Genomic DNA, 16,789 nt, shown 5'->3' with positions numbered 1-16,789 from the left:
TTTAGTCTTGTTCTTTTAGTGTCATAACAGCTTTTTTACGATTTAGAATATATCAAGAAGCTGCTAGTGTTACAGTAAATATAATTGCAACAATTATAAGGGCTGCTATAAATATTGGCGCTGTTAAAGAAAGTGCTAGGTAAATAGAGTTGCTTGCTAAGATCAGGTTGTTAAAAATTGACATAGCTCCTAAAACAATTGGAATAGAAAGTAGAGAACCGATTAGGACAATTGGAAGGTAAATTCCAAAAAATAATTTAATTTTTGTTCAATTTGAGTATCCAATAATACTTAGAATTGCAATATTTTTTTCATTTTCATTAATAATTGAAGAGGAGATTATTAGTAAGATAATTACAGCAACAACAAGGAAAATAATCACAATTAGATTGATTCCTGAACTAAATAGACTACCAAAATTTGAAATAAAGTTAACTTCAATATTTCTAGCTTCAACCCCTTGAGTTTCAATTTGATACAATGACTTACCATAAATTTGATTGAAATTTTGAAGGGCTTGTCTAATAATTCCAATATTTTGGTTAACAAAATTCGGACTAGTTACATTTTGATATGAAAGGTCAGTAGATTCATTGATTTTTCACTCTTGTGGTTCATTGAGTTTGTTTCAATTTATTACTTCCACAATTTGTTTTTTATTATAGTTTTTTTGTTGCATCAATCCAGTGTTGTTGCTGTTTTTTGGTTCAAAGGCAAATATTTTTGCAAAAAATCCAGCTGCATCATCTTCTGTTATTTTATTTGCATCAATATCAGGTTGTCCTGCTCAATAACCAGATGGAGCATAAAGTCCAAATGAAGATGTTAGTTGATCAATATTTCCACCCTTAATTAAAATACCATTAAATGGTTTGACATTGTAAGGTGCTAGAGCAGCGCTAAATTCATCTAGACCTAAAATTTTGTTAGCAACAGTATTTGTTGTAATTAATTCAGAATTAATGAAAGTGTTTGAGATTCCCACAATTTTGAATTTAACTTTTTCGGATTTTTTATGATTAATAAAGTCTGTAAAGCGATTTACAGAATTGAGAATTGGGAGATCAATTATACTTCCAATTCCTACACCATGTTTTTTAGCAAAAACTTGGTTGACTGCTATTGGATATGGTTCATTTGAATTTTGACTAAAATTATTGTCAATAACTTTTAGTAAATTTTTACCATTTTCATCAGTTATAGAAACCAATTTACTATTTACATCATAACCATAAATTTTAAGACCAGATTCTTGTGAATAAGAGCTACTATAATTAGTGTCTAAATAAGTATAGACTTCATCTTTTGATTTATCAAAATCAATTCCACCAAATGAAATTAAAAAATCTTTGTTAACTGATGGATTTAGATAGGATTCCACCAAAAATTTACGATAAGCATTTCGGTTTCCACCAAAAATTGAAACTTCACTTGCTTGATAATTATTAATTTTTTTATTGTACTGGAAGTATCAAAAGCGTCCTTGATTACTATCTTGATCTTTGATAAATTTGAAATAAGGTTGGTAATCAGGAGGAGTTCCTTTGTAGACAAAATCAACTCCATTACGTTTTTCAACTTTAAGATTTTGACTTTGTTCCATTTGTTCTATAACTTTGTTGGAGATACTAAAAATATTATTTTTAAGAGATTCAGGTAGTTGTCCAAGAACAATGTCAAAAATTGTTGTTCCATTTGCACTACCGGATTTAAGATTGAGTGATGAGTAGCTTACTAAAATTGGTTGGTTAGGTTTGAGTTTACCATTTTGATTTTTTGAACCCATTACAGTTGCTTGTCCAGGCTCGAAATAAGTACTTGCACTTTGATTAATCTCACCAACATCTCCACTTGGTACATAAAGTGAATTTGCCACATTTTTAGGGTCGTATGGAACAATTGGACCACCTTCACGAGTCGGAGTAAATAAATTTACTTTGTAGTTATAGTGCCGATTTTCATAGGTTTTATTAATAGCATTATTAAAAATATTTTGTGAAGATAAACTAAAAATTAAAATAAATTGTACTAACACAATTGAAACAATTAATGAAACTAATTTTCAAATTGAGTTAACTACTAATGAAATAGAGAATTTAGTAGTTACACCTGTTTTCATAAAGGTTTTGCCAATTTTTTGAGCAAAACTAGAAGTATTAACTTCGCTCATTCCAGAGAGCAACATTGAAGGTTTTTGTCGCAATATTCAGAAAATAGTAGCATAAACTAACAAGGTTAGAATTAGAAAAGGAGCTAAAATTGATATAACAAAGGTTATAGGTTCAAAACTAAATAAACTAACATCAAATTCTCAAAATCCAGAAATTAAATTAATAACAGGGATTTTTAAGAAAAATCCAGCAATAAATCCTAAAATTCCACCAATAAATGAAATAAAGAATGAAATTGCAATAAATGAAGTTGCGATTTCAAAAAGTGTATAACCTTGAGCTCTTAGCAATCCCAAAATTTTATTATTTTGACTTATGAAGCGTTTTGTAATAAATGCTACAGCAAAAATAACTAAGATAGATAAGAAAAGTGTTAAGTAAACATTGACTGTTTTGAATCCATTAATAATTTGAGTAGCAACTGAGATTCTAAGTGAACGCTCTGGATTTAAAAAGTCAACCTGAGTAGCACCATAAACCCTTTCTAGTTTGCTTTCTCCAAAGTTTTGAGTTATCATTTTGTCTACATCTTGTTTGAATTGACTAAATGAAGCGCCAGGCTGTAACTGAATTAGTAAATAAGATTTAATTGGTGTAGTTCTAAATGAGTAACGGGCTTTGTCAAAACCTCATTTGTTGACATAACCAAGCACTTGATTGGTTGGATCAACTTGAAGATTTTTCTCATCAAAGACCGGATATAAGTAATCAGCTGTAAAATCAGTTCCAACAATAATGTATTTTAAACCAGCTGCTTCAAGTATATATTTAGGATCAAGTGAAGCAATTTGTTGTTCAATTTCTTCACTTGTTTGGCCTATTTTACCAGTGTAGACTTCCTTGTGATTTGCCTTCAAGAAAGCTTCATTAATTTTAATAACATAAGCTCGATTATCATTGACATTAACAAGGTTATAAAATGATTTAGTAACTAAGGTATTGTTGAGAATTTGGTAATAGAAATTTCCAAGACTAATTCCAAAAAATTCACCTTGTGATTCGTCACTGAGTTGTTTTCCAATTCAATTTAAGTAGTAGTAATCAATATTAAAACTTGGTTGTTGGGGCTTAGAGATTTTTTGTTGAGCTAAATTATTTTTTAGACTAGCAAATAAATCAATAAAACCATTAGGTTGTGTAGTAGATTTTAAATTTTCAGCTTTTGGCAATCTATGAAGTAAGATAAATGCTAAATTTCCAGCATTTGTTTCAGATGTACTCTTTGCTTCAGGATTAACACTAAATCAAAGTGCAACTTGAGGCAATTGAGCAGCAAAAATTGTAGATAAGCCTTTTAAACTAAGATTTAAACCTTGAACCAGTGGATTTGTTGTTGCAAACTTTGCAACAAGATTAGCCAAAATAGTTTTGTCTAGTTCTGTTAGTGGAGCATTTGTGTTTAGTAAATATTGCTCAACAACTTGTTGTGCAGCAATTGCAAAGTTGATATCAAAAGGATAATGTTGTTTATAAAAGGCTAGCAATCCTAAATTTTCAACTAGAGCAACTTGATTTTGAGTCAGTCATTTAGCTAAAGTGGAAGTTCCAGTAGGGGTTTTAAATTGTTTTTGGAAAATAGCATTGTTATTTAAAAAGTTAGTTAATATCCCTGTGTCTCCAAATAATTGATTAGCTGTTTGATAAGGTAATAAAATTGAACGTGAAGGTTTTGGGAAACCTTGGATAATACTATCAGTTTCTTTTAAATTTGTTTGACCAAACAAGTCAGTAGAGTTTAGTTGTTTAGATAACTCACTTGTAGAACTAGTTGCTTCATTGTAAAGGAGTTCAAAAGCTGAACGTAAATCTTGAGTGCTTAAATTATTTTCAATTGAAAAACGAATTCAAAAGTCAAAAGTTTTTATTGCATCAGCAACAATATTATTTGGATTTTGAATATAATTTGACTTGAGTTTTTTTATTAATTCACTAGAAGCAATTACATAAATGGATCTACCAGTTGTGTTTGTAGTAGAACTATTTTTTGCTGAAGTTGAATTTGTTAATTGGAAGTAGTAATCTCCAATGGAAGCTAAACCACTAAAAGCTGGTGCGCCTGGTGATCTAACTAAGTTTTGTAATAAAGCATTTTTGCCTGTTCCATTTTTTTTGAAATTTTTAATTTTAAATAAATTATAAATTTTATTAAAAGCTGTTAATTTAGCTGCTAAATCCTTGTTATTTCCTGGTAAGTTGAAATTTAAAAAATCAATAACAAATTTATTTTCTTCAGGAGTTAAATCTTTTGCTAAAAGAGTTTTATTTATAGTGACTTTTGCAGTTAATGACTCAATTATTTGATCCAGACTAGTCCCACTAGAAAGAAATGAACTTAAATTTTGTAAATCAAAAATATCAATTTTATTGTCATCTTTTGCTGGTTTGAAAATGCTTATTCCAAAGTCTTCACTTCCAGCTTGTTCAACTTTGTCAGAGATATTTAAAATTTTAATCACTTGTTGTATAGTGTTTTGTTTAGATTGTTCATCTTTGAACAAAGTTGTAAGAAGAGCAACTAAAATACCATTAGTTGAAATTTGATTTTTTTCAAACTCAATAGGTTGCTGACTTTTTTGACCATTTTCAGTTACAACTTTGGTTGAATTTTCCACTATAGTTACAGTTGCCATTTTAAAGTTTTTGGCAAATGCATCTAAGTCAAAATTAATTATTAAATTTTTCAAACCTTCATTAATATTGCTGAAGTGTTGGTATTGTTTGTTGTTTAATTTTTCTAAAAATGTTAGAAAGTCACGTTTCTTTTGCTCTGCAATTTTATTAAGAATTGGTTGAACTAAAAATCCAACAAACCCTTTGCCTTCACTTGCAACTTTAGCTGAAATAATAGCTTCAAAATTTATATTATCAACTATATTAATTAAACCTGATTTAAAGTTTTGACTATCAATTGAACTTAGCAATGATTGTAAAATATCAGCACTTGTTAAAATTTTTACTTTATTTTCACTAATCTTGTCTGTTTCTAGTCATTGATTAACTTTGGAAACAAACATTGAAAAGTCAATGCTATAAATAATTTGTTTAATTCCTTGTAAAAATGCAATTGGATTTTTAATCGCTTTAGATAATTGTTCAGGTGTTGCTGATTTGAACAATAAATCAAAAACATTTACATTAAAAATTTTTAAAAATGAGCTAAGTGATTGCAATTGTTTAACTAAATAAAGACTTTGTTGAGTTGGAACACTACTTTGTTGTTGTGTTTTTTCAATCATTTTATCAACAAAATTAATCAAAACATCTCTAATAATAGTTGGTCGGTTGTCATTAATTAAGTGTTGTAGTGACTTAAAGACTCATTTGTATAAAACATTGTAATTAGTGTTTGACCCTGTAAAGAAAGAAACAACATTTAAATCACGAGCTGAATTTGCAAAAGCTTTAGCGATTGCATCTACATCAGGTTTTAAGAAAAAACCTTGAGCTACAATTGATGAATTATTAATAGAATTTGCAAGTTGTTTGAATAGTAAATTAATAGTTTTTTTCTGTTGAATTTCATTTAAAACGTCAGTAGCAGGAGCATAAAAAATAAATGGAACAGTTTTGGTATTTGAGAAGTCATTGTTGGATCTTAGCCAACCATCTTTGCCTATTCTTCCACTAATTTCATAGTTATTTTCTTGTAAGTATTTAGCAAGTTCTACAACCCCACTATTTCCAGAGGCTTTAGATTGAGATGAATCTGGATTAAACACATCACCTAAAATTTTAGTTAGTATTCATTCATTACCTTGCTTTTCAATTACTCCAAACTGAGTTGGACTTACTAAAACAATAGCCTTGTCCAGTGTGATGTTATTAGTTCCATTTTGTTGTAAAAGTACAGCTTTTTGTTGAGTTTTTACAATTTGGACTGTTGGATCTGTGTTTGAATCACGGTATGTTATAAATGAGACATCTACATTTAAGTAATTTGGATCAACTGCATTTCCAGAAAATATGTTATTTATAATTTGTGCCGCATAAATAGGTGGGATTTTTGTGATGCTTGTGTCATTATCTTTACTTACAACTGGGAAAAGTGGGCTATTTGCTTTATTGCCATATTTTAAAGTTTCATCATAAAGTCTTCCAACTTGTTGAGGCAAGTCAATTGTTTGACTTTCTCCTTGTGAATTATCCTTTAAACTTTTAATTTGATCAAAATATTGAGGACTAATTCCTGCATTTATGAATTGAATAATTTGATTTTTTTGTCCTTCTTTTTTATCTTTTTGTGATAAATCTAAAGTTAAAAATTCACGAGTTCCTATTGCTTTAATAGCAGGTTGCTCTTTTCCATTAATAGTTTGAGTGTATTGTTGTAATTGTTGATAGAAATATGCATTTGCATAACGATGCACATCTTCACTAATTTTTAAAAAAGTTGCATCTTTAATATTAGCATTTGAAAGTTCATCGAGTTGTTCTTTTGTTAAGTTTAAAATATCATCAGAACTTAATTTTTGTATTTTTGCAATTGTTGTTGGTTCTGCAGATATTGAATTTTTATCTAATAAATAAATTGGAGTATTTAAATCTTCAATTGAAACTTTGGAAGAATTAAACTGACTTACATTATTTGTAGTAGTTGTAGTTCTTTTTTCTCAATAATTAATATTTGCAATTTTATCAAACTCTTTGGGATTATTTTCTTTTAAAAGAGTTAAGTATTGTTTAATAAAACCACTAAAGTTGTTTGGATCATTGATTTGGTTCAGTTCGTATCTATGATTTATATATTCAATTTTTGAATCTATATTTTTAATTCAAGATGAATCAAGATTTAGTGATTGATTAGGTTTAAAAGTAAAAAAATCACTAGAGCTTAATGTTTGCTCTTTAGTTAAGTTGAAAGTTGTCTTACTAAAACTTATTGTTTGTTGGCTGTCATTTAATGTGATTGTAGCAATTTTTAGTGAGTTGTCAGATGTTGTCTGTCCAGATGTGCCAGAATTAGTAATTTCTATTTTTTTAGTTTCATTATTTTGTGTTTGAGTTAATCCTAGCAATTTGAGAACTTCATCAGAATCAACTTTAACACCAATTTTTGATTGTATTCATTTGGAAGCCAATTCAGAATTAAATGTTGCTTGTTTTGTTAAAACATTAATAACGAAATCTTTTACAAAATCAATAACATATTTATCAGATTCTTTGTGATACAAAATAACATCACTAAGTTTGTAATCGCTTTTATCTAAAGTAATATTTTCTGAGTGACCAATTGAATATGTTTTACTAGTTTTTTGATATTGGTCTCCAGTTTTTTGATAAATAGGAGCAACTGCTTTTTCTTTAACATTAATAGATAGTGTATCTAAAGAGTTGCTATTTAAATTATTTAAATAGTATTGATTTAATAAGTCTGAAGTCAAAATATATTTATTTGCATATTCAGCTGCTTTTGACTTATCAATAGTTGATAAAGAAACAAAATTAGTACTAATAACTAATTGTTTTTTATTATTGTTTTGGTTTTTAATTTCATAAATTTGATTAGGAAGTTTTGTATAACCGTTGTTAGCTGCGTTTCCAAAAAAATTAAAGTCAGTATTAATCGTAGCATCTTGAAGACCAGATACTCTTTTATAATCATTTAATTTTTTGTTATATGCACTTGTTGTTGTAGATAGTAGTGTAAAGACTCCAACTGTGAAAAAAATTAGAGTCGTTAGACCTAGAAAAATAGTTCTTTTTTTCAAAAACGAGCTAAATATATGTTTTAAAATTTTAAACATAATTACCCTTTCCAAAAATGAATTTAAGTTATAATTATATAAAAAAACAAGGAGATAAGAAAAAAATGAAAATTTTATATATCAAATCTGAGCTAAATAATCATTCCAAACCAACTATTTTAGCTGAGAGATTTATTGAATTTTTGTTGGCCAAAGATTCAAGTTTAGAAGTAATAAATTTAGATTTAACTAGTGAAAAAATAAGTAATATTTCATTAAACACTAATAATAAAGCAACATTTTGAGTTGATACTGAATCAGATAGGCTGATTAATTTATTAAAAAGTGTTGACAAAATAATTATTTCAACTCCTATAATAAATTGAGGATACACAGCTGAGATAAAAAACTTTTTTGATGCAGTGTGTTTAGCAGATAAAACTTTTTCTTATAAATATAGTAAGCAAGGTGGTTCTGTTGGACTAGTTGATAACATCAAAAATGTTCAAATTATTACAACATATCACAGTTCTGAGGAACAACTATTACCATTTAATATTGAAGATTCTATTGCTGGAACTTTTAAATTTATAGGTGCGCAAAACATCAATGAAAATCTTGTTGTTTATCGTGGTTATGAGTTTCATTCTAAAGAAGAATTGTTGAAAAAATTTGATTCACAAATTGAGAAATTGGCAAATAATTTTTAAAAAATAAAGGATAAATTATGAACATTTTAGTAATCAAGTCATCAGTTAATGAATTGCAAGGCTCATATTCATCAGCAATTACTGATTTTTTTGTAAAATCATATGCTGAATTAAATCCAAATGATAACATTGAGGTTTTTGATTTAAATAAATATAAATTAGCAAACGTTTCTCTTAACAAAGGAAATATTGTAAATAATAAATTTTGAGAAGAATCTGAATCTGAATTTTGAATTGAAAAACTTAAAAAAGCTGACAAAATTGTTTTTTCAACTTCAATGACAAACTTTCATTATTCAGCAACTACAAAAAACTTTTTTGATGCAATAATCGTTGCTGACAAAACTTTTAAGTTAGATAAACAATTAGCAAAAATTACAGGTCTACTTACAAACATTAAAAATATTCAAATAATCACTTCACAAGGAGCACCTCTTGGTTGGTATCCTTTTGGAGACCACACTAATTTTATTTTGCAAACTTTTAAATGGTTAGGAGCAACAATTGAAAACAAACCATTTGTTTTGGCAGGGACCAAAGTAAGTCCAAATAATCAAAAGTCTTCTGCAGAGCTTGTTGATGAAAATAAGGCTGAATTAATTAGTTTGGCAAAACAATTTTAAAAAAAGTGTATAATTTAAACTAATTTAACTAAAATTAAAGGAATTTTATGCAAAAAAATATTCATCCAAATTCTCATACACTAAAAGTAAGTTGTACAACTTGCAATAATCAGTATGAATTTAAAACAACTATTGACAAATTTACAATTGATATTTGTTCAGGTTGTCACCCACAATTTACAGGTGATCACTCACTTGCAAGAACTACTGGTCGTATTGAACGGTTCAATAAAATGGCTGCTAAAGCTATTAAAAACAAAAAATAATTTAGATTATGCAAACTTTAACTAATAAAATAGAGAAACTTCAAGCTTCTCTTTTTGTTTTGTACAATAATATTAAAAATTTTCATTGAAATGTTCAAGGTTCAAATTTTCTAGTAGTTCATAAATATACAGATAAATTAGCAAGTCAAACAATTGATTTTGTTGATGAAGTTGCTGAAAAAAACTTAATGTTTGGTAAGTTTGCCAACACTGATTTTGATGAAATTCGCAAAAACTCATTAATTACTTTAGAAACTTCAAAATTTTACTCAGAAAAAGAAGTATGAAGTAGTTTGAGTGAGCAAATTTCAAAAATTCTTGATTTTATTAAGAGTTTATATGAAGTACAAAATCCACAATTGGTTTTATTAACCCCATTGTTAGATGAATTAGTTTTATACTATCACAAGCAACTTTGGCAAATTAATGCAAGTAAACAATAAAACATTTACATTTAAACATCAAGGTTCAGAACAACGCCTTGATGTTTTAATTTCTAGCATTGCGCAAATTTCAAGATCACTTTCAAAGCAGTTAATTGAAAGTGATAAAGTTTTTGTTGATGGTTTGCTGGTTAATAAAACAAAAACATTGATAAAATCAAACCAAACTATTGAATTTAGTTTTGAACTGCAAGAAACTCCAAGTGAACTTTCTCCATATAATTTTCCACTTAACATAGTTTACGAAGACAATGATCTTTTAGTGGTGGATAAACCATCAGGACTGGTGACACATCCTGGAGTTGGAAATTGAAATGAAACATTAGCTAATGCATTAGTTTTTCATTTTCAAAATAAACTATCTGATGTTAATGGCAGTCTAAGACCAGGCATTGTGCACCGACTCGATAAAGACACAAGTGGTTTAATTTTGATTGCTAAAACTAATGAAATGCACACTTTTTTAGCAAAACAGTTGCAAGAACACAAGATTATTCGCGAATATCAAGCAATTACTGTCGGAACTATTTTGCACAAAAAAATGCGTATTGATATGCCTTTAGCTCGTGATAAGAAAAATCCTCTTAAAAAAGTAGTATCAAACTTTAACTCTAAAAATGCAATCACAAATGTTAAATTAATTAAAAATTTTGTTTATGAAAAACAAAATTTTAGCTTAATTGAGTGCAGTTTAGAAACAGGTCGCACTCATCAAATTAGAGTCCACTTATCACATATTGGTTTTCCAATTTATGGAGATGGAGTTTATGGTAAAAAAGTTGATGATTTTGGTCAAAGATTGCATGCTTTTCGAATAACATTTGAGCACTTAAATGGTCAAACTTACACATTTGAATCTCAATTGCCACCACAATTTGATATTGCTAAATAATTTTTTGAATTTAAAAACATAAAAAAAAGAAAAAACTATGATTAATTTTCATCATAGTTTTTTTCTTTTATAAATTTTATTAACTCATTTTTATATTGAGCATCTTTTAGACCAAAATCAATATTAGCCTTCAAAAAGCCTAAAACAGAGCCTAAATCATATCGATTACCTTTTAATTGGGCGGCATAAATTTTTTCCGTTTCCATTAATTTCGGAAAAACATCAACTAAATGAATTTCACCACCAACACCCGCTTTTTGATGCTTTAATAAATTAAAGATAGATGGATTGAAAACATAACGACCTATAATTGCTTTATTTGAAGGTGCTTCTTTTGGATCAGGTTTTTCAATAGCATAGTCAATCTCAAAAATAGATTGGTTTAAATCATTTACATTTTTGGCAGCAACAATCCCATATTTGTTTGATTGCTCGATATCTATATTTGCTACACCAATTACATTAGATTGGGTTTGGTTGTAAATGTTAATAAGTTGTCCAATAGCTGGTGAAGTGCCATCAATCAAATCATCACCTAAAATAACTGCAAATGGCTCATTGCCAATTTTAGACTTGGCAATGCTAATAGCATGGCCCAAACCAAGTTGTTCATTTTGATAAATAACTTTTATTTTACTTTCACGATTGGTTAGTTTAACCAAATCTAAAAGTTCATATTTTTTATTATTTTCAAGTTGTTCTTCTAGTAAATCATATTTGCGAAAATAATCCATAATTTCATTTTTTCGTGGTGAAACAATTAAATAGATTTCTTCAATACCAGCATCAAAAGCTTCTTGAATCAAATAATCGATTGCTGGTTTATTTAATACAGGTACTAATTCCTTGTGAACAATCTTGGTAAGAGGCAAAAATCGAGCTCCTCAACCTGCTGCTGGTATAATGCATTTTCGAATTTTCATATCTTAAATTCAAACCCTTCGTAACTTAAAAAGCATTAACTATTAATCGCACTAATTAAACGAATTTTGATAAATTTTTTGTGTAAAATTTAAAAACCTTTGCACTTAATTTGTATGAAGATACAAAATGAAAATCATTTGTTTTTAAATTCATAAAACGTTCATAAACTTTTCACTCTTCAAGTAATTTGTTTATTTTTTCTATTTCTTTTCAACTTTGCAAATAAATTTCTCTGGATTTTTCATTATTTTTAATAGGCCTAACCATAAAAAATAGAGATTTTAATAAAAATATATCTAAATTATGAATTAAAACCTTTGAAAGTAAATTGTGTTTAATAACTAATTCATAAAAATAATGAGCATTAGCATTTAGCGATTCTAAATTAAAAACAGATTTTGTATTGCTTATAGAACCGGAATTTAAAAAATATGAATGTGTAATTTGATTTGTAAAAGAAATTTTTCCTGCTTTGAGCACTAACAAAGGAAGAAGCATGTCTTCGCAATTGTAATTTTCTAAAAATTTTGCTCCAATTTTTTTATAAAATTCTTTATTAATCAAAATATTTCAAACAAAATTAAAACCAGATTTGATGATTTGTTCGGGAGTTAAATTTTTCTTTATTTTTCTATATTTAAAAAAAATATTTATCAAAGGAATATTTCTAAAAAATAAATTAAATTTAGAAAAAACCATATCTTGACCTTTATCTAAATATTGAGAAAAAATCTCAATACATTTTGGAGATAATTTATCATCTGAATCGAAGAAAATAAAGTGTGAAGTTTCGCAAGAGTCAATTAAGAGATTGCGATTGTATGCTATACCTTTGTTTTGCTTATTTTCTATTATTTTAATTGATAAAAAATTGCTTTCATTTTTTGCAGTTCAATTTTTCAACATTGATAAAGTTGCATCTTTAGAAAAATCATCTAAAAAAATAATGTGAAAATCTTTATTGGTTTGTTTGTCTAAAGATGTAAGCAGTCTTAATAGAAATTTTCCTGAGTTGTAACAAGGTATTAAAACTGTAATTTTTTGCATAATTAAATTAGAATTTTACCATAAATATTACTATTTTATTTTCATTTACAAGTTATGAATAAAATTTTTACTGTAAAAAAATAATTTAATATTTTCAAAAAAACTAATTTTATAAAAAATATGTTATAATATCTTTTTGGTTTGGCACCATAGCCAAATGGCAAGGCATGGGTCTGCAACACCCTGATTACCGGTTCGAGTCCGGTTGGTGCCTCCAAAAAATGCGCCCGTAGCTCAATTGGACAGAGTGTTTGGTTACGGCCCAAGAGGTTGAGGGTTCGACTCCTTCCGGGCGCGCCATATACAAAAGTACCATAAGAAAATAGCCAAACTTAGAATTGGCTATTTTATTTAAAATTTTTAGGTTTCCAAATTATACTATGAATAATTTTCAAAAATATGCAGACTATTTAGTAAAGTGAATTAAAAATCAAGTTAAAAAAGCTAACAAAAAAGGAGTTATTGTTGGTTTATCAGGTGGAATTGACTCAGCTCTTGTTGGTGTTTTAGCTAAGAAAGCTTTTCCTAACAATAGTTTAGGTGTTATTATGCCAATTAGAGATATGACCACTGATGTTGAGCATATCAATAAGCTAGTTAAAAAGTTTGATATTAAAGTTACTACTGTAAGTTTAAAAGAAACTTTTGAAAAACTTTCAAAAGCACTCAATGTTAGTGATCATTTAGCTATTGCAAATATCCAACCTAGATTAAGAATGACAACATTATATGCTTTAGCTCAAGAACATGATTATTTAGTTTTAGGAACAGACAATTTTGTTGAGATGTACATTGGTTATTTCACTAAGTATGGTGACGGTGGTGTAGACTTGTTGCCAATTGTGAATTTAACTAAATCTCAAGTGTATCAGTTAGCTGAGTTTTTAGGTGTCAATGAAGAAATTTTACAAAAAGCACCTTCAGCTGGACTTTGAGAAAATCAAAGTGATGAAAATGAAATGGGATTTACTTATAAGGAATTTGATTTATTTTTAGCAAACTCATCTAAATTGAGCAAAGCCAAAAAAGAAAGAATTGAATATCTTCACAAAATTAGTGAACATAAGAGAAATAAATTACCAAAACCAAAATTAAAATTAGAGGTTTAAAATGGCAGGACATTCAAAATGAGCAAATATCAAGCATCGTAAAGGTGCTCAAGATGCAATTAGAGCAAAGATATTTAATAAATTTTCCAAGGAAATTATGGTAGCAGCAGCTAAAGGTGGGCCAGATTTAAATTCAAACTCAGCGCTTAGAATGATTGTTGCAAAAGCTAAAGCCAAATCAATGCCTAAAGCAAATATTGAAAAAGCTATTGCAAAAGCAACAGGTGGCGCAAGTGATGGGGCAAATTTTAAGGAATTAATTTATTCTGGAAATTTAGCTCATGGTGTTACATTGATTGTTACAATTTTAACAGACAATGTTAATCGTGCAATTTCATCTTTACAAGCTTTATTTAGAAGAGCTAATGGACAAATTGGAAAACAAAACGCAATTCCTTATATTTTTGAACAAAAAGGTTTAATTGAAATTGATAAAACCAATTTAAATGAGGATGAAGTTATGATGTTTGCACTTGAAAATGGAGCTAATGATTTTCTTGCAAATGATGAAACATTTGAAATTTATTGTGAGCCTAGAACTTTTCCAGATTTGAAAAATGCTATTGAGCAAAAATTTAATCCTGAATTTAAAACAGTAGAAATTAGTTATTTTGCTAGCGAAGAAGTTGAACTGTCAGAAGAATTAACTGAAAAACTTTTAAACCAAATTGATACTTTTTTAGAAGATGATGATATTCAAGATGTTTATCATAACTTAAAAGTTTAAAAAAACAATTATAAAAAACTCACCTTTAAGGTGAGTTTTTTATTTTTTATTTATTTTTATATTATTAATCAATTAGTTTATGAGTTTTTAAAATTTGCTCTAAACGTTCAATTCTAAAATAACCAACTTCTTGTGCTAGGAATTTTCCATCACGATAGAAAAAGGTTGTAGGTGTCGCTTGAATACGAGATTCATTAGCAAATTCAAGGTCCTCACGAATATTATATTTAATAATTGTAAGAGCAGGAAATTTTTTTTCTGCTTCTTCAATAGTAGGTTCAAACATCACACATGCTCCGCACCCTTTTTGTGAAAAGACTACAATAGCTGCTTTTGATTCTGTAATTTTATTTTTGATTTCTTCAGCTTTGGATAAGTTAAAACTTGCCATTAGTTCTCCTTTGTGTAAATTTTTTATTAAATAAATTTTAGTATGCTTTTGCAAAAAGTACAAATCTTTTAGTAGGTTTTTTGCTAAATAATGAATTATCTTGATCAGGTATATTTAAATAATTAAATGAATCAACATTAATAATACAACGAGCAGTAGCGCCGGTTACTTCTTGTATTTGTTGTTCTACAGTTGAATCTTCTTCAAATGGAACAACAACAAACTTATTAATTTTGGTGTGTTGTGTAAATTCTTCAAAATTATTTGTGTAAACAAAATTATTTTTTAATCTTAATTGGGCCTGTGACAATAAATTGTCTTGAATTTTTGTTAGTAAATCATTGATATGATTTACAAATTCTTCTTCTCATTTTGATTCTTCTAGTTTAAATTGTTGTTTTTCTAATGTATCACGTCTAACAATAGTAATGAGATTGTTTGCATAATCACGTGGACCTATTTCAATTCTAATTGGAGTTCCATGAACTTCAGAATCTGCAATTTTAAAACCAACTTGTTGGTTATCGTCATCATTTATATTGACAGTGATTTTATTATTTTTTAAAATTTGTGCTAAATTTTTTGCCACTTCTTTTAATTCAGGATTTTTATTTCCATAAAAAACTAATATATCTATTTGGTTTGGTGCAATTTTAGGTGGTAAGACAAGGCCACGATCATCACTATGAGACATAACAATGGCTCCTAATAATCTTGTTGAAATACCTCAAGAACTCTGATAAACATTTTCTAGTTGATTTTCAATGTTTTTAAAGGTAATGTCAAAACTTTTAGAAAAATTTTGGCCTAGATAATGTGAAGTCCCAGATTGCAATGCTCTTCCATTCAACATCATAGCTTCAACTGTGTATGTTTGTTCAGCTCCTGCAAAACGTTCACGAGGAGTTTTTTCACCTAAAATAGTTGGAATTGCAAGGTACTCTTTTAAGAAATGATGATAAAAATCAATCATTTCAATTGCATTTTGCTTTGCTTCATAAGCATTTGCAAAAGCAGTGTGACCTTCTTGTCATAAAAACTCAGTATTTCTTAAAAAAGGATTTGTGGTCTTTTCTCAACGCACCACAGATGTTCATTGAGCATAAATTAAAGGTAGTTTATTATTAAGGTCAATTTCCTTTTTAAAAAAATCAGCAAAAAGAACCTCACTAGTTGGTCTAATGTAAATTTTTTCAGCCAATTCTTTCTCACCTGCATGAGTTATTGTAAGTAGTTCAGGAGCAAAACCTTCAACATGTTCTTTTTCTCTTAAAATAAAAGACTGTGGAATTAATGAAGGTAAATAAACATTTTTAACATTTTTAAAAGAAAGATTATAAGTAACAATTTGGCGAATTTTATCTCAAATTGAAAATCCATGATGTCTATAGTATATAGTACCTTTTATAGGTGCATAGCTCATAAGATCTGCTTGAGTTATAACATCAATGTATCATTTGGCAAAATCTTCTTGCCATGGTGTAATTTTTTCTAATTTTTTCATATTTTAAAATATTTTAGATAAAAACGTTCTTTTGAAACCTATTTTCTTAATTTTAATAAAAAACCTAGCATACGCTAGGTAAATGGAGTCCTTTAACAAACAAATGGCTGCCCCAGTTAGATTCGAACTAACGCATGACGGTACCAAAAACCGTTGCCTTACCGCTTGGCTATGGGGCAAAATGGTGGGGGGTGAGGGATTCGAACCCCCGAATCCGAAGAAAGTGGGTTACAGCCACCCGCATTTGGCCGCTCTGCAAACCCCCCATTTTGTCCTTTGAAATCAGAACCATTACATA

The 16,789-nt window shown here is 28.3% G+C and carries 12 protein-coding genes and 4 tRNA genes; 9 read left to right on the top strand and 7 right to left on the bottom strand.

Annotated features, from left to right (window positions below):
• Position 1: 1 nt before the first annotated feature.
• Entirely contained in the window at positions 2–7,915 is a 7,914-nt protein-coding gene (locus MYB_RS02115) for an ABC transporter permease (RefSeq protein ID WP_022934645.1), read from the bottom strand.
• A 65-nt stretch (positions 7,916–7,980) separates the two neighbouring features.
• Here MYB_RS02115 and MYB_RS02110 point away from each other — a divergent pair, with 65 nt between their 5' ends.
• Genes MYB_RS02110 through MYB_RS02090 form a run of 5 tightly spaced genes read left to right on the top strand, consistent with a single transcriptional unit; the run spans position 7,981 to position 10,789 of the window.
• On the top strand, positions 7,981–8,565 hold the full coding sequence (locus MYB_RS02110) for an FMN-dependent NADH-azoreductase (RefSeq protein WP_022934644.1): 585 nt from the start codon (positions 7,981–7,983) through the stop codon (positions 8,563–8,565).
• Between the two features lie 17 nt (positions 8,566–8,582).
• Positions 8,583–9,188, top strand: coding sequence for an FMN-dependent NADH-azoreductase (locus MYB_RS02105; RefSeq protein WP_022934643.1), 606 nt, complete (start codon positions 8,583–8,585; stop codon positions 9,186–9,188).
• Between the two features lie 47 nt (positions 9,189–9,235).
• Positions 9,236–9,454 (top strand): 50S ribosomal protein L31, encoded by a 219-nt coding sequence (gene rpmE / locus MYB_RS02100; RefSeq protein ID WP_022934642.1) that lies wholly within the window; start codon positions 9,236–9,238, stop codon positions 9,452–9,454.
• A gap of 8 nt (positions 9,455–9,462) precedes the next feature.
• Complete coding sequence (locus tag MYB_RS02095; protein WP_022934641.1) at positions 9,463–9,897, top strand: Dps family protein; 435 nt, start codon at positions 9,463–9,465, stop codon at positions 9,895–9,897.
• On the top strand, positions 9,881–10,789 hold the full coding sequence (locus tag MYB_RS02090; protein WP_022934640.1) for an RluA family pseudouridine synthase: 909 nt from the start codon (positions 9,881–9,883) through the stop codon (positions 10,787–10,789). The genes MYB_RS02095 and MYB_RS02090 overlap by 17 nt, the downstream gene beginning before the upstream one ends.
• A 41-nt stretch (positions 10,790–10,830) precedes the next feature.
• On the opposite strand, the gene MYB_RS02085 is transcribed toward MYB_RS02090, so the two are convergent.
• Together MYB_RS02085 and MYB_RS02080 are read right to left on the bottom strand one after the other, a co-directional pair.
• Positions 10,831–11,712 carry a UTP--glucose-1-phosphate uridylyltransferase gene (locus MYB_RS02085; protein ID WP_022934639.1) on the bottom strand — a complete coding sequence of 294 codons (882 nt, stop codon included), beginning with the start codon at positions 11,710–11,712 and terminating at the stop codon, positions 10,831–10,833.
• 55 nt (positions 11,713–11,767) lie between these two features.
• The gene (locus MYB_RS02080; RefSeq protein WP_022934638.1) at positions 11,768–12,760 is read right to left on the bottom strand and encodes a glycosyltransferase family 2 protein; all 993 of its coding nucleotides are present in this window, start codon (positions 12,758–12,760) and stop codon (positions 11,768–11,770) included.
• 143 nt (positions 12,761–12,903) lie between these two features.
• On the opposite strand from MYB_RS02080, the gene MYB_RS02075 reads away from it, so the two are divergent.
• From MYB_RS02075 to MYB_RS02060, 4 genes are all read left to right on the top strand, one after another.
• Positions 12,904–12,977 (top strand) — tRNA-Cys (locus MYB_RS02075).
• Between the two features lie 6 nt (positions 12,978–12,983).
• Positions 12,984–13,060: transfer RNA gene (locus MYB_RS02070), tRNA-Arg, on the top strand.
• 80 nt (positions 13,061–13,140) lie between these two features.
• The gene (gene nadE / locus MYB_RS02065; protein WP_022934637.1) at positions 13,141–13,869 is read left to right on the top strand and encodes an NAD(+) synthase; all 729 of its coding nucleotides are present in this window, start codon (positions 13,141–13,143) and stop codon (positions 13,867–13,869) included.
• A gap of 1 nt (position 13,870) precedes the next feature.
• On the top strand, positions 13,871–14,596 hold the full coding sequence (locus tag MYB_RS02060; protein WP_022934636.1) for a YebC/PmpR family DNA-binding transcriptional regulator: 726 nt from the start codon (positions 13,871–13,873) through the stop codon (positions 14,594–14,596).
• A gap of 64 nt (positions 14,597–14,660) precedes the next feature.
• On the opposite strand, the gene MYB_RS02055 is transcribed toward MYB_RS02060, so the two are convergent.
• The 4 genes from MYB_RS02055 to MYB_RS02040 all read right to left on the bottom strand — a co-directional run bounded on the left by MYB_RS02055 (position 14,661) and on the right by MYB_RS02040 (position 16,757).
• Positions 14,661–14,987 (bottom strand): thioredoxin family protein, encoded by a 327-nt coding sequence (locus MYB_RS02055; protein ID WP_022934635.1) that lies wholly within the window; start codon positions 14,985–14,987, stop codon positions 14,661–14,663.
• Positions 14,988–15,024: 37 nt separating this feature from the next.
• Positions 15,025–16,491, bottom strand: a complete 1,467-nt coding sequence (gene proS, locus MYB_RS02050; RefSeq protein ID WP_022934634.1) for a proline--tRNA ligase — start codon at positions 16,489–16,491, stop codon at positions 15,025–15,027.
• Positions 16,492–16,595: 104 nt separating this feature from the next.
• A tRNA-Gln gene (locus MYB_RS02045) sits at positions 16,596–16,670 on the bottom strand.
• A 3-nt stretch (positions 16,671–16,673) separates the two neighbouring features.
• Positions 16,674–16,757 (bottom strand) — tRNA-Tyr (locus MYB_RS02040).
• Positions 16,758–16,789 lie beyond the last annotated feature (32 nt).

Source organism: Mesomycoplasma bovoculi M165/69 (assembly GCF_000524555.1).
In the GTDB taxonomy this organism is placed as follows: Bacteria; Bacillota_I; Bacilli_A; order Mycoplasmatales; family Metamycoplasmataceae; genus Mesomycoplasma; species Mesomycoplasma bovoculi.
The sequence above is the reverse complement of the archived record's forward strand: the minus strand, read 5'-3'. Positions and strand labels throughout refer to the sequence as shown.